The organism is uncultured Acetobacteroides sp. (assembly GCF_963667355.2).
Lineage (GTDB): Bacteria > Bacteroidota > Bacteroidia > Bacteroidales > ZOR0009 > Acetobacteroides.
Genome location: NZ_OY763328.2, coordinates 445,277 through 465,579 on the forward strand (window position 1 = coordinate 445,277; position 20,303 = coordinate 465,579).

The 20,303-nt window shown below is 40.3% G+C and carries 22 protein-coding genes; 1 reads left to right on the forward strand and 21 read right to left on the reverse strand.

The features are described from left to right. Positions 1 to 111 precede the first annotated feature (111 nt). From ACHZA1_RS01830 to ACHZA1_RS01905, 16 genes are all read right to left on the reverse strand, one after another. Positions 112 to 1,461, reverse strand: coding sequence for a hypothetical protein (locus ACHZA1_RS01830; RefSeq protein ID WP_320053536.1), 1,350 nt, complete (start codon positions 1,459 to 1,461; stop codon positions 112 to 114). 149 nt (positions 1,462 to 1,610) lie between these two features. Continuing rightward, positions 1,611 to 2,399: a DUF2971 domain-containing protein gene (locus ACHZA1_RS01835; protein WP_320053537.1), complete on the reverse strand. Its 789-nt coding sequence runs from the start codon at positions 2,397 to 2,399 to the stop codon at positions 1,611 to 1,613. Then, positions 2,392 to 2,772 (reverse strand): hypothetical protein, encoded by a 381-nt coding sequence (locus ACHZA1_RS01840; RefSeq protein ID WP_320053538.1) that lies wholly within the window; start codon positions 2,770 to 2,772, stop codon positions 2,392 to 2,394. Before ACHZA1_RS01840 ends, ACHZA1_RS01835 begins: the two co-directional genes overlap by 8 nt. Before the next feature lie 124 nt (positions 2,773 to 2,896). Next, the gene (locus tag ACHZA1_RS01845; RefSeq protein ID WP_394701051.1) at positions 2,897 to 3,193 is read right to left on the reverse strand and encodes an STAS-like domain-containing protein; all 297 of its coding nucleotides are present in this window, start codon (positions 3,191 to 3,193) and stop codon (positions 2,897 to 2,899) included. A 22-nt stretch (positions 3,194 to 3,215) separates the two neighbouring features. Beyond that, positions 3,216 to 4,139: a hypothetical protein gene (locus tag ACHZA1_RS01850; RefSeq protein ID WP_320053540.1), complete on the reverse strand. Its 924-nt coding sequence runs from the start codon at positions 4,137 to 4,139 to the stop codon at positions 3,216 to 3,218. 693 nt (positions 4,140 to 4,832) lie between these two features. Continuing rightward, the gene (locus ACHZA1_RS01855; RefSeq protein ID WP_320053541.1) at positions 4,833 to 5,417 is read right to left on the reverse strand and encodes a TMEM175 family protein; all 585 of its coding nucleotides are present in this window, start codon (positions 5,415 to 5,417) and stop codon (positions 4,833 to 4,835) included. A gap of 5 nt (positions 5,418 to 5,422) precedes the next feature. After that, positions 5,423 to 5,941, reverse strand: coding sequence for a flavodoxin (locus ACHZA1_RS01860; RefSeq protein WP_320053542.1), 519 nt, complete (start codon positions 5,939 to 5,941; stop codon positions 5,423 to 5,425). Between the two features lie 20 nt (positions 5,942 to 5,961). Beyond that, complete coding sequence (locus ACHZA1_RS01865) at positions 5,962 to 6,327, reverse strand: cyclophilin-like fold protein (protein ID WP_320053543.1); 366 nt, start codon at positions 6,325 to 6,327, stop codon at positions 5,962 to 5,964. 16 nt (positions 6,328 to 6,343) lie between these two features. Then, the gene (locus ACHZA1_RS01870) at positions 6,344 to 7,189 is read right to left on the reverse strand and encodes an aldo/keto reductase (protein WP_320053544.1); all 846 of its coding nucleotides are present in this window, start codon (positions 7,187 to 7,189) and stop codon (positions 6,344 to 6,346) included. Positions 7,190 to 7,341: 152 nt separating this feature from the next. After that, on the reverse strand, positions 7,342 to 8,535 hold the full coding sequence (locus tag ACHZA1_RS01875) for an MATE family efflux transporter (protein ID WP_320053545.1): 1,194 nt from the start codon (positions 8,533 to 8,535) through the stop codon (positions 7,342 to 7,344). 9 nt (positions 8,536 to 8,544) lie between these two features. Next, positions 8,545 to 9,084 (reverse strand): flavodoxin family protein, encoded by a 540-nt coding sequence (locus ACHZA1_RS01880; protein ID WP_320053546.1) that lies wholly within the window; start codon positions 9,082 to 9,084, stop codon positions 8,545 to 8,547. Positions 9,085 to 9,178: 94 nt separating this feature from the next. Further along, the gene (locus tag ACHZA1_RS01885) at positions 9,179 to 10,363 is read right to left on the reverse strand and encodes an iron-containing alcohol dehydrogenase (RefSeq protein ID WP_320053547.1); all 1,185 of its coding nucleotides are present in this window, start codon (positions 10,361 to 10,363) and stop codon (positions 9,179 to 9,181) included. Positions 10,364 to 10,806: 443 nt separating this feature from the next. Continuing rightward, complete coding sequence (locus ACHZA1_RS01890; RefSeq protein ID WP_320053548.1) at positions 10,807 to 11,799, reverse strand: aldo/keto reductase; 993 nt, start codon at positions 11,797 to 11,799, stop codon at positions 10,807 to 10,809. Between the two features lie 17 nt (positions 11,800 to 11,816). Beyond that, positions 11,817 to 12,986 (reverse strand): carboxymuconolactone decarboxylase family protein, encoded by a 1,170-nt coding sequence (locus tag ACHZA1_RS01895; RefSeq protein ID WP_320053549.1) that lies wholly within the window; start codon positions 12,984 to 12,986, stop codon positions 11,817 to 11,819. 250 nt (positions 12,987 to 13,236) lie between these two features. After that, positions 13,237 to 13,803, reverse strand: a complete 567-nt coding sequence (locus ACHZA1_RS01900) for a flavodoxin (protein ID WP_320053550.1) — start codon at positions 13,801 to 13,803, stop codon at positions 13,237 to 13,239. Between the two features lie 4 nt (positions 13,804 to 13,807). Further along, positions 13,808 to 14,791: an aldo/keto reductase gene (locus ACHZA1_RS01905; protein WP_320053551.1), complete on the reverse strand. Its 984-nt coding sequence runs from the start codon at positions 14,789 to 14,791 to the stop codon at positions 13,808 to 13,810. A gap of 174 nt (positions 14,792 to 14,965) precedes the next feature. Here ACHZA1_RS01905 and ACHZA1_RS01910 point away from each other — a divergent pair, with 174 nt between their 5' ends. Continuing rightward, entirely contained in the window at positions 14,966 to 15,859 is an 894-nt protein-coding gene (locus tag ACHZA1_RS01910) for a helix-turn-helix transcriptional regulator (protein ID WP_320053552.1), read from the forward strand. 51 nt (positions 15,860 to 15,910) lie between these two features. Here ACHZA1_RS01910 and ACHZA1_RS01915 read toward each other — a convergent pair whose 3' ends face one another. The 5 genes from ACHZA1_RS01915 to ACHZA1_RS01935 all read right to left on the reverse strand — a co-directional run bounded on the left by ACHZA1_RS01915 (position 15,911) and on the right by ACHZA1_RS01935 (position 20,110). Beyond that, a complete protein-coding gene (locus ACHZA1_RS01915; protein ID WP_320053553.1) occupies positions 15,911 to 16,513 on the reverse strand; it encodes a hypothetical protein in 603 nt (200 codons plus the stop codon). A 400-nt stretch (positions 16,514 to 16,913) separates the two neighbouring features. Continuing rightward, on the reverse strand, positions 16,914 to 17,501 hold the full coding sequence (locus tag ACHZA1_RS01920) for a hypothetical protein (protein WP_320053554.1): 588 nt from the start codon (positions 17,499 to 17,501) through the stop codon (positions 16,914 to 16,916). 4 nt (positions 17,502 to 17,505) lie between these two features. Further along, positions 17,506 to 17,826, reverse strand: coding sequence for a helix-turn-helix domain-containing protein (locus tag ACHZA1_RS01925; protein WP_320053555.1), 321 nt, complete (start codon positions 17,824 to 17,826; stop codon positions 17,506 to 17,508). A 139-nt stretch (positions 17,827 to 17,965) separates the two neighbouring features. Further along, entirely contained in the window at positions 17,966 to 18,817 is an 852-nt protein-coding gene (locus tag ACHZA1_RS01930) for an RteC domain-containing protein (protein ID WP_320053556.1), read from the reverse strand. Between the two features lie 36 nt (positions 18,818 to 18,853). Continuing rightward, the gene (locus tag ACHZA1_RS01935) at positions 18,854 to 20,110 is read right to left on the reverse strand and encodes a site-specific integrase (RefSeq protein ID WP_320053557.1); all 1,257 of its coding nucleotides are present in this window, start codon (positions 20,108 to 20,110) and stop codon (positions 18,854 to 18,856) included. Between the last annotated feature and the right edge of the window lie 193 nt (positions 20,111 to 20,303).

Below are 20,303 nucleotides of genomic sequence, written 5' to 3' on the forward strand. Positions count from 1 at the left end.
GTGCTTTTGAAATAGAGTGTGGTTGGCGAGGTAATTGCAGGCAAGAGCCTGCGGGGATAGATTCGAATTAGGCAGGAACCTAAGCCGAACTGGGTTCTATAGGACACTATATTATTTCTCACCTGGTTTAGTTAAGTTGACTACTTTTTGAGCCGTTTCGAGTACATAGTCGATGCCATTTTTAATACCACCATCTACATCTTTAGAAACTTTGGGACGCTTGCGGAGAGGGTCTTGGTGAATTTGTTCGAGGGCAAGCCTGATGTAGTCTTTGTATTCTTCTGAACTTGTTGTACTGTCCTTTAATTGCTCTGAGAAACCAACAATAGATTGAGCAATGACTAACTTATAGGAATAATCATCGAGTATATTCTTAGTACGGATGTACTGATTTGCACAGAAGATTGCACCTGCAATTGTGAATGGAGTTATTGCTAGACGACCAATGATATTAGCCCATAATGAAGAGTTATCTGGCTTTACATCTATTATAATCCAGATCCCAACGCCTACTGTTGCAGCAAGAAAAATGCCGGAACCGATAAGCCACGACCAATACCAAGATTTTTTAATTTTATTAATCTGAGTTTGAAATGAAGCGCTTAGGCCTTTGGCTGTGCTGTAACCTAGAGCCTCTATTGCATTATTTATTAGATCTAAAGCCTTTACTTTTAAATCATTGATTGTAATGTCATATCCGTGCATCTTCTGTTCGAATTCATTTGAGTGTATATTAATCAATTTCATTTTGTCTGAAGCAGAATCAATACCATTACTAAAGGTTTCTATTTTACTATACAGTTCTTTAGAACGGTTTAAAGTGTCTGCGATAGAATTAAAATTGGATTCTGATTTTGTAATTAGATTGTTAGTATCTGTAACAGAGTTGTTTGCTTTATCTATTAGCGTGATAAGCAAACCATATTTATCTATTGTTTCATCATATTCAGAATGGAAGTTAGCATTAAGGTCTTCGATTTCCTTTTTTATTTTAATATAAGCCTCAATTTCCTTGCTGATTTGCCTTTTTGCTTTGGAAAGACCTGCTAACTCTTCTTCAAATTGAGATTTCTTTCGAACCAACTCTGAAAGTTCAGCATCAAAATCTAGAAGGCGTTCTTTTGTATAGCGTATATGGAATGGTCTTATTGCTGTTTTAAGTGTATCAAGGTAGGAAATAAGCGTGCTAGGATCGTTTAAATACGATGAGATATGAGATAATGCATTTATTATGTTTTGTCTTTCATTATAGGTTGATAGTTTTAAGAATTGCTGCGGTGATTTAGTTAGCGTAGTTATATCTGTTAGTAGGCTATCGACACCAGAAATTAGCCCTTTATAGGTGTATTCACTTTCACTCCCAAAGGTACTACCGCTATGTGCATTCTTATCAATAGAGGAAATCTTTTCCTTTATTTCATTCTTGAACTGAATAATTCTTGTAATACTTGCTATTTCCATAATTGATAGATTATTAATGGGTATAATGCTACACAAACATTTGCTGTAAGAGGGCTTTTTTGAACTGGCGGTAACTGGTTAGCTGCTGCTGCAGGTGAGAGATTTTATCATCGAGGGATAATAGGAAGTTGGTGATATTGGTTTGTACTCTAACCACGATAAGGAACTTCGGATTTTGATATTTTGACATCACCTAATTCTTTGGAATCTAAAAACATCTTTAATGAGAATTTAGAGCGTTCAAAATCGTTTGTGGGACCTATAGTGATTTCTTTAAGCGCTTCTTTGAGAAATCGAAATTCCATATACGGTATTATAACCCCGTTTGAACATCTATACTTAATATCCTTTAAACTATGTTGAATATCTGTTGTATGTGAAATTCTTACTTCATTTTCATATTGATAAGAATTACTTTTTATTTTTTCAGGAAGGTTTGCTGTAATTAATATCTCTCCGAGTACAACTGCTGATTCCCTGCTGCAAGTATCTTCTGGACAACCTTCTGTAAATGTACTATTTAAATTATCATCCAATTTATTTTCAATTTGATTTATTACTTCAATTGTGTCATATTCCATATGATACATACTGTATTCTTTTACGTTGAGTAACTTTGAATCAAGTTTTAACATAATGCCATTCCCATTACCTCCATACATATTCCACATTGGAAGAATATCTGGAGAGAGGGAAAATGATACTATAAATATATCAGGTGTTGCTTTTCCATATTTTATTTTTAGGGATTTTTCGTTGATTAGTCTATCTCTTAAATCAACACCTAAAATTGTTTCCATCGGATCGTTTAAATATTGACGATGAGATGCCCAAAAGCATAGATTACCATCTTCTTCAATCAACCCATTTACTAGAGAGTTTATTGAGGTGTAGTGCCAAACATGGGGATGATCATCTGGATTGAATTCGTTATTCATTTTTTATATGATATTTATACAAACATTTGCTGTAAGAGAGCTTTTTTGAACTGGCGGTAGCTGTTTGCTGCTGCTGCAGGTGAGAGATTTTATCATCGATGGATGATAGTTTCAAGAAATATGAGACAAAGATCTTTTTGAGTGAATCCTCAATTAAAAAATCACTAATTCTTAATGAATTAACTTGAAAAACAAACGATTCAAACGTGAGAGAATTGTCATCTTGTTTTTCGAATTGTTGACGGAAGTTCATCAATAGGGCATCCTCGTCGGGTATAATGGCTCGCGAGTATCCTTCGGCTACCAACTGCTCGATGAACTGTTTTTTGAGAATAGCCTCGGATTGAATGGTTTGTGCTTTTGTTTCTGACATTTAGGCCTATTCGTTTTGCAGTACGTGTATTGATAAGAGAATAATATTGGTTACAAGTATAGTAAAAAAGAAAAGGATTTAATTGACTTTAAATCCTTTTCTTTGAATTATGTTATTTATGTTATTAGCAAACTAAGTCCTTGAGCCTTATGTTTAAAGCAAAAAGAATAGTGTCTTTAATAAAGGGGGTTGTGTTTGCGAATGAAGTAATAGATTTTAAGTCATTTACTTGGTATGAGATGAGTAGTTTTCCAAAACATTCATCTGCAAAAGAATTTGAGATTGATTCAATGTTGCTTAAATCAAAGATTACTTTATTGCCATTCTTAAGATCAGATATGAATGACTCGCGAATAATTGCACCTAAATTTCTTGTTGATAAATTTGTGCTAAAAATTGAAAATTGCACTCGCTTTTCCATAATAATTATTCTTTAAAAATTGCTAATCCCACAAATTGTCAATAATTGCATCTTCGTATCTTTCAAGATAATCTGTTCTATAATCACTATAATTAGGAGTTACACTATTAACATCAACCGCAATATTAGTATTAATTTCCAGATTAACAATAGTTCCTTGCCAAAAGTTCATTCTATGAACACTAGTATTACTATTAGTAACTTTAAGAAAGTGATTGCCAGAATAAATAGTTAAATTCCCTTGATTAGTCCTTGCAAAATTAGAAGTTGCAAAAAGACCGTATCCTTTCCCTTTTCCATTGGTTACCTTTTCATTGATACATTGACTTATGGCTTCTTCTTCGGACCATTCACTGTATAAAGGAGAAATGGTTAGTGCTTTATGAATACCTATACCTGTATCACAAATAGTTAATAATATTTTTCTTTGATTAGGAAAATGTTGACAAACAGCCCACCCTCCATTTGGAGTTTCAGAATGAATGCAAATATTACCAAGTATTTCGCCAAGGCAAAAGCTTAAAACACTCATAGTGTCAGTGTCAAGAACTGATTGTCTTTTTAATATTAAGATGATTTGATCAACGATTCGAAAGTCGTCCTTAACGTTAAAGTTGGTGATTTCTAAAAATTTACCTTGAGAGGACTTTCTAGGGTATTTCTCTTGAAATTTAATTCCCAAAGAATCGTAAAAGTTTATCCTACTGAGATAACCTTCATTATTAGGATTTGGAAATATTGTACCATGAACGTCAATTTTCCTCAATTTGAGGTTCCTAAAGAAGGCTGACAATGTTATTAAAATATCCGGAGTGGTATAACTTGCAGTTAGACTTATAGATACATTTATTATTGAATTCTCCTCAACTTCAAGAATAGAAGTTAATTGATTAATTAATGCAGGTAAGTCATTGTTAGAGATTATAATTGTGAAATCAGTAGGCATCAATAGGTTTTTAAAAGTTAATGGAAAAATCACGTTAATTTCAAGCAAATGTAATTAATTATTTGTGTAGATATTATGTGTTCATTTCAAAAATAACATCCGTCTAAAATAGTTGATCTTTAACTTTTTGCGCTAAATGGGTGTCAAAAATGTATTTTAAATTTGGGGTTTTCTGGATGTCGAAAACGTGGGTGAGGATGCTGGATGAGCCTACTTCTACCACCCTTTTGTAGATGGCGTTTTGCTCGATGATGGCGATGTCGGGAACGGCATCGAAAGAGGAGATTTCGACAAAACTTTTACAACGGCTTAGGCGTTGGCCGCTTTGCGTGCTCTTTTGTAATGCTTAGTGATAAAAGAATTACTAACTGCTTGTTTGAAAGTCAATGCTTCAACTAGGGTTTTATCTTAGGATTACAATATATTTGTAGTGTCAGTCTTGCGAGACGGACCCACCAGCGAGCTATGGGCCTTCGGGTTTGTGGTTCGCTGCTTTTTTTTGTAGGAATACACTCTTAGAAAGAGGCTTCACTAGTGGACAACCTCTAATTTAACGCTTTCGATGCTTTTAATACAACTCGATATTATCCAGCGTATTATCTCTTGGCTTGCATACTATCATTGTGTTGTGATAATGTGCAGGGAGAATGATAAGGATCTGAAAACAATGGATTTTATTTACAGATCATTAAGTTAATCCTCATCAGTAATGTGGTTTTCGTATCGATGGTTGGGAATAAACCATGCCAAGGAAGTCAGGATAAGTAAAATAAACGCTATTCTCGGGTATCCAAAAAACGCAATAAGTGCAGCCAAAGAATTTAATGAAATGGTTATGAAGATTTTGGTATATCCTTTAAATGTTTTAGAGAACTTTGAATCGTAACCGTGAAGAGCCCGTAATTGATGCACTAAAAGTAAGTACGATACAACACAAAGACTAAGTATTACAGCATAGAGGGTTACAGTTTGGCTGTTAAACGTATTTTCGCCCATCCAAGCAGTTGCAAAAGGGGTGAACGATAAAAAGAATAAGCCCAGCATATTGGACCAAAGTATTCTATTGTTCACCCTTTCGGCCATGTGAAACAGATGGTGGTGGCTACTCCAGTAAAGGCCTACAAAAACAAAACTTAGCGCATAACTCAGAAATACAGGCCATAGGTTCCACAACGATTCCCAACTGGTATCGTGAGGAACTTTGAATTCCAACACCATGATGGTGATGATTATGGCCATAACACCATCTGAGAATGCCTCCAATCTGTTTTTGTCCACGATAACTATTTTGAATGGCTTTTAACCCAACTTTCAACCTGTTTATCGGCATTGGTTACTGAACCTCCACGAATAGCAATACCCGGAAGAACTATTGCGCTTGGACAAAGCTTTTTAATATCACGTTCGCTATGCCCCAATCCGCTGCCTTCGTTAGTACAAAACGGGATAATGGTTTTGCCTGAGAGGTTGTACGATTCCAGAAAAGTACATACTGCCATCGGAAATGTTCCCCACCAGTTTGGGTATCCCAGGTAAATGGTGTCATAATCATCCATATTACTTACCCTATCATTCAATTCAGGTCGATAATCGGTGTTGAGTTCTTCTTTTGCAACATTAGTTGTTTGCATATAATCTACGGGATAGGGTGAAATGGTATCTATATGGAACAAATCACCGCCCGTTAGTTCTTGAATTTTCTTTGCAATTACTTCGGTATTGCCGATCGGCAGATTTTTGATACTTCCGCCAACATAATTTTGTCCTTTACGCGAATAATACGCGATTAAACATTTTGACATATTCGTTTTGTTTTAAAACATTAATCTACAACTTCAACTTTAGCGGCTACAAGAGCATCCGAGTTTTTCAGAAATAGTATCACTTCGTCATCCAAATCTCCAAGATGAACGACTTTGTATGGGGTGATGTCTGCATCACCATAAAGCACGGTAAAGGCAGCCCAGCCATCGTAATAGTAAATGCCTGCAGCATGAGCATAAGATGTCATCTCCACCCCCTTTACGGAAGGTTTTTGTGGCAACTTGCCGAAATATTCGTGCCCTGCATAACGCTGTAATGTCAACTCTAAGGGCAACATTTTCAAGAGGTCGTCCACAGTTTGATTGCTGTTAAGCGATGCTTCAAACTTTCGACCCTCAATAGATATTCTTATAGTTCTGCTCATCAACTTGGATGTTACTTTACAATTTATAGCTGCTCAGCCATTTAACCATAGCAGGGTCGCGATGGTCGAAAAACAAGCTTTTACCACTATCTAGGGTTTTAATTGATTCCATATCATCGTTACTCAATTGGAAATCGAAAATATTGAAGTTCTCAATGATCCTATCTTTACGAACTGATTTAGGGATTACAACAACTCCCCGTTGTGTAAGCCAGCGGAGGATAACCTGAGCAACCGACTTGTTATATTTTTTGCCAATACTTACAAGAACTTCGTTTTTAAAGATGTCGTTCTTTCCTTCGGCAAATGGACCCCAGGATTCGATTTGTACGTTATTTTCGGAAAGGAACGTTTGAACGTCGACCTGCTGATTGAATGGGTGTGTTTCTATTTGATTAACCGCAGGCACAACCGAATTAAACATCATTAAATCCATGAGGCGGTCGGGCTGGAAATTACTCACGCCGATAGCCCTAATTTTCCCGTCTTTGTATAGTTCTTCCATTGCCCTCCAAGCACCATAGACATCGCCAATGGGTTGATGAATAAGGTACAGATCAATGTAATCTAACCCCAAATTGGATAAAGACTTTTCGAAAGCACTTTTGGCCTTATCGTAGCTGGCATCTGAAATCCACAACTTTGTGGTAATGAAGAGCTCATTTCGGGCCACTCCGCTTCTTTTTATCGCTTTACCAACAGCCTGCTCGTTGCCATAAGCCGAAGCTGTATCTATTAATCTGTAACCAGCATTAATAGCTTCCAAAACACTGATTTCGCACTCTTGTGCATCAGTAACTTGATAAACGCCAAAACCTATGATTGGCATTTCAACATTGTTATTTAAAACGATCTTCTCCATTGCTTAATACTATATTGTTTTAAACTGCATCCATTGGCCACTTAAATACCTATAGATGAAAATTGCGGCTTTTACAATCCAATCAACAAACATTGCTACCCAAGTTCCAAACATGCCCATATTAAAATAAATACTGAACAAGTAAGCCAATACTATGCGACACAGGAGCATAGATAGACTAGCAACCCACATGGGAAATTTAGCATCGCCAGAGGCTCTGAACGTAACCGGTAATGTATAAGCCAAAGGCCAAATAGCAATCCATGAGCCCAAACAATTTTGGAGGCCAAAGAAGTAGCCATTTCTGAAAGATTATAGATATGCATTAATTCGGGAAGGATTGCCAAAACTATTACGCAACTAATGATATTGGCCACATATACAACTTTCATAATCTTGTTTGTGTAATACTGTGCCAATTCTAGTTCCCCAGCACCAACGCATTGAGAGACAACAACTGTTAAGCCTAAGCCTATAGCCATTCCAGGTAAAACCTGGAACATCACAATTGTCCCCGAAACGGCATTGGCGGCAATAGCAGCAGTACCAAACGATGCCACTAAACTAAGAACAACAATACGCCCCAGGTAAAAGAGGCCGTTTTCCAGTCCATAAGGTAATCCTATACCGAGAATCCGCTTAAGCATATCCCAATTAAACTTGTGCGAAAAGCTTCGATTTAAGCATAAAACTTGTTTCTTGTTTAGCGCTAACGATACGATAATAACGGCAGCAGCTATCCGCGACAAAAGTGTTGGTATGGCAACACCTTCCACTCCCAAATGAAAAACAAAAATCAAGATAGCATTACCAACTGCATGGGCAAGATTCATAGCAAGCATAATTTGCATTGGGAGCTTTGAATTACCCATCGATCTAAAAATGGCTGCCCCTGCACTGTAAATAGCCAGAAAAGGTATAGATAATGCAGTAATCATTAGGTAGGTATTTGCATCTTGACGAACCTCACTGGAAATTTGACCGAAAAGCGTATTTAATAGGATTGGTTTAATAAGGTAAACAATCAGCATGATGATAACAGAAATAGCACCAGAAAACCAAATAAGCTGATTTGCGGCTTCTTTTGCATCATCAACTTGCTTTTTACCAAGATATTGACCTGCAATAACAGCACCACCCGTTGATAACGCAGCAAAAAGACTGATAAGCAATGCCATTACAAAATCGACCAACGAAACACCAGAGACAGCCGATTCGCTGACATGAGCCACCATAATAGAATCGGCCAAACCTACCAAATACTCTAGAAACTGTTCTACTACAAGAGGTAGAAACAGATAAAACAAGTACCGATTAGAAAATTTTACTTTTAAAGATGAAGGCATTTTAAATGATTAGATATTTATTCCCATTTCCAACGCTTGAGACATTGCTTTTGAATTTTTAATTTCTCCAATGTTCCATGCGCTTGTACCATAGACAATCCCCTTTTCACTCGGATTATCGAGACAATCTAGAAATCCACGAAATTCTTCGATGGTTTTGTCTAAAGCTTGTTTATTGCTATCGGCCGCTGTAACGATAAAGTAAAAATCTTTGTTTTTGACTTCGATGTATCGGGCACAAATTCGGTCGATGAATGTTTTCATTTGACCGCACATGGTGTAGAAATACACTGGTGTTGCCATTACAATGATGTCTGCTGCAATCAGTTTTGAGAGGAGATCAGCCATGTCATCTTTTTGAGGGCAGCTTTTTTCGCCGTTAAGGCAGACGCCGCATCCAGTACAATAGTTGATTTTCTTATCCTTAAGAAAAAATTTCTCAACCTGATGACCAGCCGAATGTGCACCCGTAATAAATTGATCGCATAAAATATCAGAATTACCTCCTCTACGAGGACTTGACGAAATGACTACAACTTTTTTACTCATATAAAAAGTAGATGATAATGGGTTAATTAAATCAGCCGTAAGGAAATTATTGAATAGAACCTCCAAGGATGCTAAACTCGGAGGCTCCAATTAATTAGGCAAAGGCCCTATTGAATATCTCAAAGGCTTCTTCTTTTTCAATTTTGCAGAGTGCGCCAATGTTACCCCACTCAGTTGCTTTAGCTGCCAAATATTCTAGTTTGCTTTCTTCGACACCAGCGTCTTTGAGGTTTTTAGGCATCTTAATTTTCAAGGTAAATTCTTTTAGGCATTCAATGCCTTTTGTTGCTGCTACCGCATCGTCGGATTCAATCACCCCAAATACATTTCTGGCGAAATTTGCGAACAACCACGTATATTCAGGGGCTTTTTGTAGGGAAAATTCCAGATAAGCAGGAGCAATAAGCGCTAAAGTAACACCGTGAGTCATATCGTAAAGGCTTGACAACTCGTGCCCCATACTGTGCATTGGCCAGTTTGAACCTTTTTTACCGATTGCAAACTGGAAACTTGCTAAGGCCATTGAACTTGCCCACATAATGTTAGCCCTAGCATTATAATCTTGTGGATTTGCGAGAACCAAAGGAGCATTTTTAATGATTGACCTCATCAGCCCTTCGTTCATCATGTTTTGAACATCGGTAGATTCGCTTCCAGCAATAAAATAACACTCAATAAGGTGATTCAAGGCGTCGAAACAACCGGCCATCGAATGAATTTCTGGCACTGAAAAAGTATAGGTTGGATCGAGTATAGAGAATTTTGGGTAAAGAAGCGGATGCATAATTGTGTGCTTCTTATGGTCTTCTCCAGCAGTAATTACTCCACCCATATCCAATTCGCTTCCTGTACCTGCCATAGTTAATACAGATGCCAATGGAGCAGCTGCTTTAATTTCTCCTTTTCCACCTGCCATCAGATCCATCACATCGCCATTGTAGCAAACACCAGCAGCCATTGCCTTACAAGCGTCAATTGTAGAACCTCCACCAACGGCTAAAATGAAATCACATGCATTCTCTTTGTAAATCTTAATGCCTCGGTTTACATCCTCAACAGGTGGATTGGGTTTAATGCCATCGCAGTCAACAAAAGCAATGGAAACTTTTTTCAATTCTGCGACAACGGCATCATAAATACCGTTTTTCTTAACGCTTCCTCCTCCATAAGCAAGCAAGACTTTGCTTCCTCCGAACTGCTTTATCGAAGCGCTTAAATTAGCGATCTGACCTTTGCCGAAATGAACGGTTGTTGGTATATAAAAGCTGAAATTTTCCATTTTTATTGTGTTTTAAATTTGTCAAAAACTATCTGCTTCAAACAATCCAATGCAATGCCTTTAAATAGCGTAATACCTCGTTAATAGCATTCAATGTGTTATTAAAGTTTTGAGGTAACGGATATAAGGCAAGAGCTATATTCAATGGCACATTGGCAAACTATTTTGCATTCAGCCAGAGCACCTTGAACAATGCAAAAACTCATCGCAGTCATCACTCTGATTTATGATATCGATGTTACCATAACTTGAAACATCATCGAAAACCAAATTTCCAAAAAACTCAATCAGTTCAGGCTCTGATTCAATTGGAGTATTACCAGGCCATAATTCTTCGTGATTTTTTATGGCTTTTCCTGTCATATATATTTTTTCAATTTACTTTCAGGGAAGATAACTTTTATATGAGGGTGCCGATCTAACACCCTCATATAAAGGTGTTATTACATCATACCTAAAACGGGATGATTTACATAGGGTTTTTCAAGTGCAGCAATCTCATCAACAGAAAGTTGAATATCAAGAGCGGCAACAGCCTCTTCAACATGGTGTACAGATGTTGTACCAACAATAGGAGATGTTACAAATGGTTTGCTAAGCATCCAAGCCAGAGCAGTTTGTGCCATTGACACACCACATTCTTTAGCAATCCTCTCCAAGTTATCTACTACAACTTTGTCCAATGCATTTGTGCCATCCCAAACCCATTTTGAAACTTCGTCAATCTCAACACGAGAAGTTTTAGTACCCCAAGGGTGTGCAACGCGTCCACCAGCAAGTGGGCTCCAAGGGATAATTGCCACTTTGCGATCCTGACACAACGGAATCATTTCACGCTCTTCCTCACGATATATCAGGTTGTATTGATTTTGCATGGAAACAAATTTTGTCCAACCGTTTTTTTCTGCAATATTTTGCATTCGTTCGAATTCCCATGCGTACATGGTAGAAGCACCAATATATCTTACTTTACCACTTTTAACTACATCATGAAGAGCTTCCATAATCTCTTCCATAGGAGTAAGGGGATCTAAACGATGGATCTGATAAAGATCAACATAATCCAACTGTAAACGCTTCAGACTCTTATCAATTTCACTCATAATTTCTTTACGGGAAAGACCTCCGCCATTGGGCTTACCTGGGCGCATATCCATTCTAACTTTTGTTGCAACCACAATGTCGTCTCTATCCAATCCAAACTCTTTGATCAATTTACCAGTCACTTCCTCGCTTGATCCCATTTGATAGATATTGGCAGTATCGAAAAAATTGACACCCAACTCAATTGCTTTTTTGAAAATCGGTTTAGCGTCTTCAAAATTCTTTGCCCAAGGGAAAAGACCGTTTTCATTACCTGGTTTCCCGAAACTCATCATACCCAGACAGATCTTGGATACATCCAAACCTGTATTACCTAACTTAACGTACTTCATCTGTTCTTACTTTTTAATTATTTGGCTGTTAATTCATTAATTGAATTAAGGGCATTCAGTGTTCTTGGATACCCGATGTAAGGAAGAAGCTGTGTTGCTACACCTATTAAGGTTTCCTTGTTGTTGCCCACACTGATATTTCCCTGAATATGTCCTTTAACTTGCGATTCTGCCCCTCCCATGCTAATTAGCATGGAAAAGGTGAGTAACTCGCGAGTTTTTACATCAAGCCCTTTTCGTGTTAAATAGTCACCGAAACAGTTGTCGGACAAGAAGCGCTGAATGTGCAGCTGATTTTTTGGGGATTGCTCATACAGTTTGTCGATCATGTTGCCAAATATGCTCTTTTGCAAAGCGAGACCTGCTTCTAGCCTTGTTTCGGGAGTAGTGGTAGATTGTCCGTCCAATGGCAACGCTATTCCTCGTTCAATAAGTATTTCGTTGGTAGCATAGAGAAAATCAATCACTTTGGCAATGCCTACATAAGGAATGGCTTGGTAGATGATCTCCTTGACTTCTACTGGCGTAACCCCAACATTAAGGGCTGCATTGACAAACATCTTATACTCTGTTAGTGCTTGTGATGCAATGGTTGAAGCCATAATCGTCATAACACGTGTTTTTGTATCGATGTTGCTATGGCTAATAACTTCGTCGAATGCAAAGTTGTCGAACACCTCAACTAATTCAGGGTCGGTTTGCTTTGCTTTTGAAATGTAGTTGGGCCAAAGCTCATGGTGATTTTTTATGGCGGTTTCTGTAAGGCTTGTAGCCTTTGTGGATTCCTGTAGGGCTTGATCCCCGTTATCGTACTCCTTGTCTGATACAGGTTCTAACCAATCTGTTTGGTCTTTATCGAGGTCAGTCACAATGGCAATGTGAGTCATCGAATTACTATGAGAGGCTCCATGCCAATGAATTACATTTTTAGGAATTTTCACCACATCACCCTTTCGAATGATCTGTACCGGCTTCCCTTTCTCTTGGTAGTAACCAACTCCATCGATTACAAAAAGTATTTGTCCGCTAGCATGTGTATGCCAATTTGTTCTGGCACTTGGCTCAAAATTTACCGTCCCAATCATCGAGTTGTAGTTATCGTTCTGGTTTATATTTATATTAACCCAGACTTTGCCTACAAAATATTGAGAGGGAGCCTCAACCCCTTTAGCATAAAATGAATCCATATTGTTTTGATTTTTGTATTGAGCAATTGAGATGAGTGTTATTGAAAGTAGATAGAGGCAAAAAACTAATTGCTTTAAATATTTAAAGTTCACTATCATTCATTGTTGTAGAAATCACAAATAGTTTCTTTCATTATCCACAACTAAGCTTACGATTATGGTGCACAAGGTCACAGAACCTGTATGATACAGGAACTCCACCATCCATTTAAAAAAGAGGAGAACTCGAAAAGAAACGCTTTATAATATGCTATTTCTTAACCATATTTATTTTTTGTAGCCAGTTCGCCACTTCGTCATGTGCATCTTTCACATTGCTACCTCGGCATGCGTAGCCTTCCAATACAGTTGATTGAGGGCAGAGCTTTTTTATATCGATCACGCTTCGTCCCATTCGGCTTCCCTCATGGGTGATAAATGGTATAATAGTCTTACCACTAAAGTTAAAGGAAGACAGAAAGGTAGAAACTGGGGGAGCGATGGTACTCCACCAGTTAGGCGATCCTATAAAAATGACATCATAGCGATCAATACTGGCGAGTTTAGACTTCAATGCGGGTTTGTATCCTGCATTGATCTCCTTCTTTGCTTGATCGACAACTGAATTATAATCGGTTGGGTATTGCTTGACAGGAACTATTTCGAAAAGATCTCCGCCACTAATTTCCTGAATATATTGGGCAATAACACGAGTATTCCCGCTATGAGAAAAGTATGCAACTAAGACTCTCTTTGATTTGGTATTGGATTGGGCTTCTGCTCCTGAGTAAACCATTAGCATACCCGCTAATGCTACTAAAATAAATTTGATTTTCATGTCACTATAGATTTGTTCGTTTTTCAAGTTCTTCAGGATAACGCTCACCAGCGATCTTTATGTTCGCTAAGGCTGAATGTATCTCGGCTAACTCATTCGAAGAAAGCACTACATTTGCAGCAATGGTATTTTCTATTAGGCGGTGCAGTTTTGTTGTTCCAGGAATTGGAACAATGAATGGTTTTTGTGCAAGTAGCCAGGCAAGCGCTATTTGCGCAGGTGTAACTCCCTTCTGTTGGGAGAAAGCAAAGAGAAGATTAACTAAACCTTGGTTTGCTTCGAGGTTGTTTGGTGTAAATCTGGGAACGATACTCCTGAAATCTCCGCTTTCAAACTTAGCGTCAGTGCCAATTTTTCCAGTAAGAAAACCTTTACCTAGAGGGCTGAAAGGAACCAAACTTATTCCTAACTCTTCTAAGGTAGGAATAAGCTGTTCTTCAGGTCGACGCCACCACAAGGAATATTCACTTTGAACGGCAGCTATTGGATGAACAGCATGAGCCCTACGTATGGTGTTTACGCCAGCTTCCGAAAGCCCCCAGTGCTTTATCTTTCCCTCCTTTACAAGTTCTTTTATAGTCTCTGCAACAATTTCGATTGGAGTATTTATATCAACCCTGTGCTGGTAGTACAGATCAATGACATCCGTATTTAGACGTTTTAAAGATCCTTCAACTGATTTTCTGATCTGTGCAGGAGAACTATCCTGTACCTGTTTCCCATCATCGAATTTAATGCCGAATTTAGAAGCGATGACGACCTGATCACGAAATGGAGCTAATGCTTCACCGACCAACTCCTCGTTCGTGTAGGGACCATACATCTCAGCGGTGTCAAATAAGGTTACTCCATTTTCAAAAGCAGCCCTAATTAATTTAATGCTCTCCGTTTTTTCAAGTTTGTGGCTGTAAGCAAAGTTTAGCCCCATACAGCCAAATCCAATGGCAGACACCTCTAAGTCGCTACTTCCAAGTTTTCGTCTCTTCATAATTGCATCAATTAAATTTGTAGACCTATTCCAGTGCAAAGTTGAGCAGACTAGCACAATTGTACTGTATACAGATTACGGATTCTTTTACCTCAATTACGGATTCTTTAAATTGACTATAACTAGCTATAAAATAAGGACTAAATTTGTGCTGTACCTTTTAAAAATGCCACTATGGACGATATTCTTAAATTGGATAATATTAGTCAGTACAACTCGATGAGAGGAGTTGAGACGCTCCATCCATTGGTTAGTGTAGTTGATATGTCGAAGGCAAACCCTACCAAGAGTTTACGCATAAACTTTGGATTTTACTGTGTGTTTTTGAAGGATGTAAAATGCGGAGAACTTAAATATGGATGTAACTACTATGATTATCAAGAAGGAACTTTGGTTTTTGTAGCTCCAGGACAGGTTGTAGGCATTAACAGCAATGACATAGTAGAACCCAAAGGTTGGGCTTTACTATTTCATCCTGATTTAATTCGTGGAACTTCGTTAGGTCATAACATTAAGAATTACTCATTCTTCTCTTACGAGGTAAATGAAGCGCTCCACCTATCAGAAAAAGAAAGGCAAATCATTATCGACTGCCTTCTTAAAATCGATTATGAACTAAGGCAATCAATAGACACGCACAGTAAAACGCTTATTGCAAACAATATAGAACTGTTGCTTAATTATTGCATGCGCTTTTACGATCGTCAGTTCATTACTCGAAGTAATGTTAATAAAGATATCTTGCAAAAGTTTGAGAACTTGCTAAATGAATATTTTAGTTCAGAAATACCCCAAAGATTAGGGTTGCCAACTGTAAAATATTGTGCAGAAAAGATTCACCTATCTGCAAACTATTTTGGGGATTTAATAAAGAAGGAAACTGGTAAATCCGCTCAAGAGTATATTCAATTGAAATTAATTGATATTGCCAAGGAGAGAGTATTTGATACAAGCAAATCTATAGGTGAGATAGCCTATGAGTTAGGTTTCAAGCATTCACAGCACTTTAGTCGTATGTTTAAAAACGAAACAGGTTATACTCCAAATCAATATAGGCTATTAAATTAAGAAACTATACACTCTATTGGGCTATTGAAACCAATATGCGTTCAATTTGTATTATACTCGTTTGTCCTTTGAATTAACATCAAACGCCAGCAGGTTAAACATTTCGCGCATACGGGAACGAACGCGCTTGCCGTACTGCTCCTCGATGTCAATGCTGTTGAGGTTGGTGGTTAGATGGGTTGTTAGACCTTGAAGGCAAAATTGGTCGTAGCGGGATAGCAGGATTTCGGCCATGACGTTGCACTCCACGCCGTAGAACTTGAGGTGGTTTTCGGTACCGAGGTCGTCGAAGCAGTAGATCTTGTGCTGGCCACGGTTATAGGAGTTGGTGCTGTACTTGTGGATTACTGAGTAGCCATCGCGGTTGAACTCGAAGCTGATATCTCGACAGGGCTTCACCTGGTACTTGTACTGGGGTAGCAAAAGCGTGTTGAAAAGTCGCATAAGGCTTGTTTTTCCACATCCGACAGGGCCGGACAGCATTATCCCTTTACGGGGCGAAATGGTGTACTTCTGGCAAGCCTGCTGGTTGTTGGTGAAGTAGGCCAGCAGCTTTAGGAATAGTTCGTGATCCTCCTGGTAGATTTTGAAGCTGGGGTTGAGGGTGGCCTTGCCACGAGACTCCAGGAATTGGTAGGTTTGAGTGAGGTTCATGGCTGTGAAATGAAAAATGAAAAACTTGGGAATAGGGAGTGGTGAGAAGGGAATAGTGGAAATACCAAAGTTGGTAATGACAGAGATCGATTTGTTGAAACAGGATTGTTTGAAACAAAGGTGTACGAACCGAGCAAAACCACTACAAACAAATAATATATAATAATATATATACTATATAATATATTATATATAGTGGCGTTTTGCTGGTGCATAAATGCGTCACATTGTTGTATGTTGCAATATATCTGCATTTTACAAGCGTTTAACGTGGTGCATATCTGCATCACGTCGGTGCATTTTTGCACCAATCGTGGTGCATATCTGCATCGATCGTGGTGCATTTTTGCACCAGCGTAGTGCATTTTTGCACCACGTCGAATAAGGCAAAGCTGACTTGCTAAAGGGGTTCATCATAAGACTTGGGCGTGGAAAGGTTTAGCGGCTGCTGCGTTGGCGTTTTTGTAAAGCTTTGGCTGTTGATCATCCAATTTCTGGCGGCTGCCTGCCAGTCGCGCATGGGCGCTTTTCCTCCAACCTTCCAGCCGTTGGACTGGAAGTGGTTAAAGAACTTCTGCGCTTCAAGCGAAGGGTACCCCATCTCCCTGAAGTAGTCGGCAACAGCGGCCTGCTCAGGAGGAATCCTGGATTTACGTTCAGCCGCATTGGTGCCAGCAGGTTCTCCACTGCCGCTAGCCTTGGGCGTTAAGCGATGTATGGTGATGGAGGAGCCTAAAGCTGGATTCTTGCTTGCTGAGTAGGCGATGTACCCCCACATGGAGAGCTCCTTCAGACAGCGGTAGAGCGTATGGGGCGAACCGATACGGCTATGCTGCTGCAAGGCCTTTTTGTTGAGGATGAGCTGCCCGGCAAAGGAGGAGCGCTGCCACTGGTGCAGCAGCGCCAGGTAGAGGCTGATGTGAAAGGGCGTTAGCCTTAGATCGGTATCAAACCTCTCGAAAAATCCCAATAGCTGATTCTGGAGCATGGCCTTAGCGGTTATGGATGCGGTTCTCCTCCATGAGCTTCACGATATCCTCGTAGGCGTAGTAGATGGCGCCACCGATCTTGGTGTAGGGAATGGTACCGTTGATGCGGAGCGTTTGCAGGGTGCCGTCGGAGATGCTGAGCATACGGCGAACGTCCGCCGATTTTAGCCATGGTTTTTGCGGTGAATTTTGCCTAACCTTTAGTAGATCCTTAATCTCCTCGATTAGCTCATTTTTGAGGGCTAAAAGATCGCCGGTGGTGGCAATTTGATCGCGGCTGAGCCGCTGTAACGGTTGAATAGGTGTAGTAGTGTTCTGTCCCATAACTTTTAGTGTTTTGGTTATGGGGTAAAGTTGAAAAGGGTGAAATGAATTTTTTACCGATGTGTTACCTAGTCGGTAAAAATATTTTTCTTAAGACTCTGTATTTATCTGCATATCTATACGTTATAAAATATAATTTTTACACGCTTAGGCTTTCCTCAACTTTTTGGTTCAGCTTCTCCTGCAGGCGGCCGATGAACTGCGTCGGATTCCTCCGCTGCTTGATGCTGGAGTAGCTATCGTAGTAGTTCCCCACATCGACGTTAAAGGCGGCCTCTAAAACGCTCATTATTTGAGAAATATCGCAGCCACCTTTGTTTATGCAGCCTTCCGCATGGAGGGCGTAGGCCAGCTCCACCAGGTTCACCTTGGGGCTCGTCCATGACAGCTCCGCAGAAAATTGCCGACTCGGTAATACATCGGTATAAATTTTAGGATTTTCAAGCCTGCTGAGCTCCTGTTTTAGCAGCAATTTAACCCGAACAAAGGCAATTCCCTTGCCAACGATGACCGAGTTGCCGTTGATGGATGCGCTACCCAAAAAGAAGAGCGCCTCCTCGAAAAGCTTCGGCTGCTGCTTGGAGGTGCTCAGAAAGTACACCGTATCGAGGTTGGTGTGGCCCGATGTCCTGTAGCAGAGCAACTCGTTATGGGTATTAAGAAAGGACTTGATAGAAGTGAGCGTTCGCTTGCAGTGCGCCTTATAGGTGGAGCTGTCGCCGCAGTACTGCTTTTGGGAGATGTGGTTGAGCACCTGCTGGTGAAAGAAGATCTCGGATAGCATGTACGGGCAGGTATACTTGTAGAAGGCGATTTCGGATTCGGTGTTGGGAAAGGGATGGGTGCGCAGGTAGGTGTTAACTTCTAAGAGTATGCCCACCGCAAAGCTTAGCGCTTGCTGATGGGCCTCCATCGCAATGCCATCCTGAAGATCCTCCCGGCTCATCTCCGTTTTTAGCTCCTTACATTTTTGGTCAAGAAAGGTATTCATAGTGTATCAATTTCGGTTAGACTAAGGCTTATAGGGTTAATTCTTTGACTTTTTGGCTACGTTGCTTCTGCCATGAGCGCTAAGCTTTCGTGCCAGCATTTCCATGTCCTCTGCCACCTTTTTCTGCACCACCTTGGCGTAGATTTGGGTGGTCTTGATGTTGGTGTGGCCGAGCATGGCGCTGACCGACTCGATGGACACGCCGTTGGTTAGGGTAATGGTGGTGGCGAAGGTGTGGCGGGCTAGGTGAAAGGTGAGTTTTTTGGTGATGCCGCACACGTCGCCGATCTCCTTGAGGTAGGCGTTGAGCTTCTGGTTGCTGAGCACGGGCAGCAGCCTGCCGGAGGTAACCGTCTGCGGATGGTTGCGGTATTTCTCTATAATTTCTGCTGCCTTTGTGAGCAGCGGGATGTTGGAGGGAACGTTGGTCTTCTGGCGGTGGGTGTTAATCCAGAGGGAGCCGTTGATGCCCTTGGAGATGTTTTCGGGTTTGAGGTTGGCTACGTCGATGTAGGCTAGCCCGGTGTAGCAGGCAAAGATGAAGAGGTCCTTCACCTGCTCGAGCCTGGGGGAAACCATCTTCTTGTCCTCGATGAGCTCCAGCTCCTCCATGGTAAGGTAGCCGCGCTCAACGGGCTTAACCGCTGGGGAGAATCCCATGAAGGGATCTCGGTCTATCCACTCGTTGAGGAGGGCAAAGCGGGTGATTCGCTTGAGGTTTTTGACGTACTTGGCGGAGGTGTTGGTGTTGCAATTACGAACGGTTATGAGGTAGTGGTAGAAGTCGGCGGCAAACCCTTTGCCCAGGTGGGAAAGGTAGATGTCGCTGGAGCCGTACTTGGCCTGCATGAACTCGAGCACGTGGTCCTTGGTGGTTTGGTAGCGGGTAAGGGTGGCGGCGGCATGGTCTACCCCAACGCGCTCCTTAAGCCTGTCGTTGTGGAAGGTGAACACCTCCATAAGCGTTTTCTGAGTCACTGAACCTCCCGTTAGCAGCTGCTTGATGGCCGCTGCGGTAGTCAGCTTGTCATCCTTGATGAGCGACTCCTGCGCATCGTAGGTTCGCTGCTTCCAGTAGGTGATGTACTGGTTGAGGGATTTAGCGGCTTCGCTGCTACCGGTTACCATTCCGGCTGCAGAGTTCCACTTGCTAATCTCTACGTCACGCTGAAGGGAGATCTCGGCTCTTTTGCCGTTAACGGTGATGCGCATGTAGATGGGCGCCATCCTACTTTTGGTGCTCTTGGCTTTACGAATGTAGAAGAGCACGGCAATTGGCTGTTTTTGTGTCATGATCCTTACATGTTTTTGTTTGACAAGCTAAAAATAGTAGTGAATGACCATAAATCGAACTAAAACAGCCCAAATTTTACGATATAAACGGCAATAGTACAATAGCATAGGGTCAGATCGGTGAACTGTTTAGGGTGTGAAAAGGGGGAGTTCACCGAATTGGTATCTTTTTATTTGGGAATTGGGGTGAAAT

What these genes read in the sequence shown, in the direction of transcription:
- ACHZA1_RS01830 (WP_320053536.1), bottom strand. Translation starts at nt 1,461, where the DNA reads ATGGAAATAGCAAGTATTACAAGAATTATTCAGTTCAAGAATGAAATA.
- ACHZA1_RS01835 (WP_320053537.1), bottom strand. Translation starts at nt 2,399, where the DNA reads ATGAATAACGAATTCAATCCAGATGATCATCCCCATGTTTGGCACTAC.
- ACHZA1_RS01840 (WP_320053538.1), bottom strand. Translation starts at nt 2,772, where the DNA reads ATGTCAGAAACAAAAGCACAAACCATTCAATCCGAGGCTATTCTCAAA.
- ACHZA1_RS01845 (WP_394701051.1), bottom strand. Translation starts at nt 3,193, where the DNA reads ATGGAAAAGCGAGTGCAATTTTCAATTTTTAGCACAAATTTATCAACA.
- ACHZA1_RS01850 (WP_320053540.1), bottom strand. Translation starts at nt 4,139, where the DNA reads ATGCCTACTGATTTCACAATTATAATCTCTAACAATGACTTACCTGCA.
- ACHZA1_RS01860 (WP_320053542.1), bottom strand. Translation starts at nt 5,941, where the DNA reads ATGTCAAAATGTTTAATCGCGTATTATTCGCGTAAAGGACAAAATTAT.
- ACHZA1_RS01865 (WP_320053543.1), bottom strand. Translation starts at nt 6,327, where the DNA reads ATGAGCAGAACTATAAGAATATCTATTGAGGGTCGAAAGTTTGAAGCA.
- ACHZA1_RS01870 (WP_320053544.1), bottom strand. Translation starts at nt 7,189, where the DNA reads ATGGAGAAGATCGTTTTAAATAACAATGTTGAAATGCCAATCATAGGT.
- ACHZA1_RS01875 (WP_320053545.1), bottom strand. Translation starts at nt 8,535, where the DNA reads ATGCCTTCATCTTTAAAAGTAAAATTTTCTAATCGGTACTTGTTTTAT.
- ACHZA1_RS01880 (WP_320053546.1), bottom strand. Translation starts at nt 9,084, where the DNA reads ATGAGTAAAAAAGTTGTAGTCATTTCGTCAAGTCCTCGTAGAGGAGGT.
- ACHZA1_RS01885 (WP_320053547.1), bottom strand. Translation starts at nt 10,363, where the DNA reads ATGGAAAATTTCAGCTTTTATATACCAACAACCGTTCATTTCGGCAAA.
- ACHZA1_RS01890 (WP_320053548.1), bottom strand. Translation starts at nt 11,799, where the DNA reads ATGAAGTACGTTAAGTTAGGTAATACAGGTTTGGATGTATCCAAGATC.
- ACHZA1_RS01895 (WP_320053549.1), bottom strand. Translation starts at nt 12,986, where the DNA reads ATGGATTCATTTTATGCTAAAGGGGTTGAGGCTCCCTCTCAATATTTT.
- ACHZA1_RS01900 (WP_320053550.1), bottom strand. Translation starts at nt 13,803, where the DNA reads ATGAAAATCAAATTTATTTTAGTAGCATTAGCGGGTATGCTAATGGTT.
- ACHZA1_RS01905 (WP_320053551.1), bottom strand. Translation starts at nt 14,791, where the DNA reads ATGAAGAGACGAAAACTTGGAAGTAGCGACTTAGAGGTGTCTGCCATT.
- ACHZA1_RS01910 (WP_320053552.1), top strand. Translation starts at nt 14,966, where the DNA reads ATGGACGATATTCTTAAATTGGATAATATTAGTCAGTACAACTCGATG.
- ACHZA1_RS01915 (WP_320053553.1), bottom strand. Translation starts at nt 16,513, where the DNA reads ATGAACCTCACTCAAACCTACCAATTCCTGGAGTCTCGTGGCAAGGCC.
- ACHZA1_RS01920 (WP_320053554.1), bottom strand. Translation starts at nt 17,501, where the DNA reads ATGCTCCAGAATCAGCTATTGGGATTTTTCGAGAGGTTTGATACCGAT.
- ACHZA1_RS01925 (WP_320053555.1), bottom strand. Translation starts at nt 17,826, where the DNA reads ATGGGACAGAACACTACTACACCTATTCAACCGTTACAGCGGCTCAGC.
- ACHZA1_RS01930 (WP_320053556.1), bottom strand. Translation starts at nt 18,817, where the DNA reads ATGAATACCTTTCTTGACCAAAAATGTAAGGAGCTAAAAACGGAGATG.
- ACHZA1_RS01935 (WP_320053557.1), bottom strand. Translation starts at nt 20,110, where the DNA reads ATGACACAAAAACAGCCAATTGCCGTGCTCTTCTACATTCGTAAAGCC.